Here is a 553-nt window from a genome sequence, read left to right on the forward strand (position 1 = left end):
AAGGAATAAGTGGAATAGAGAACATGGCTTACGAAATGCCTCACAATCCAGCATTAATGCCAATAGTGCAAAGCTCAGGGATGGTAATACCAATATTTACGTCGGTAGCCTGAAGGGCAGCAATGATCGCGCTAAGTCCGTTAGCACCCAAAAGATTAAAGATAGAGCTAAGGATAGGAGTAACGAGAGCAGCAACAAGTCCTGAAAGGAGAGGGCCAACAATTGGGACAGCGCTAAGGACGCTGATGAGGAGACTATTGAGGAGAGTATTGACTAAACCAGCAGTTGCTACAATAGTTCCGAGTACGTTTGCGAGGAGGCTTAAAGTAGTTCCAACAAGGGGAAGATTGACGTTGATAGTTGAATCGATATTGCCAAGGATTCCACCAAGGAGGCCCTGACACTGAACATTAATGGTAGCACTTTGGGAGAGGATAGAATTGGCCATGAAGGCAACAATAAGAAGAACACTGACGCTAACAATGGTAGTCTTGTACATGTTGAATGTTATTGAATAATAATTAAATTATTGTGGATGCTTTGTGTTAAGCTG

At 42.9% G+C, this 553-nt stretch carries 1 protein-coding gene; it reads right to left on the reverse strand.

The window, feature by feature from the left end:
- Window positions 1-40: 40 nt before the first annotated feature.
- Window positions 41-499: a hypothetical protein gene (locus tag C2847_RS12220; RefSeq protein ID WP_128415185.1), complete on the reverse strand. Its 459-nt coding sequence runs from the start codon at window positions 497-499 to the stop codon at window positions 41-43.
- Window positions 500-553: the final 54 nt, after the last annotated feature.

Source organism: Thermus tenuipuniceus (genome assembly GCF_002964845.1).
Classification (GTDB): domain Bacteria; phylum Deinococcota; class Deinococci; order Deinococcales; family Thermaceae; genus Thermus; species Thermus tenuipuniceus.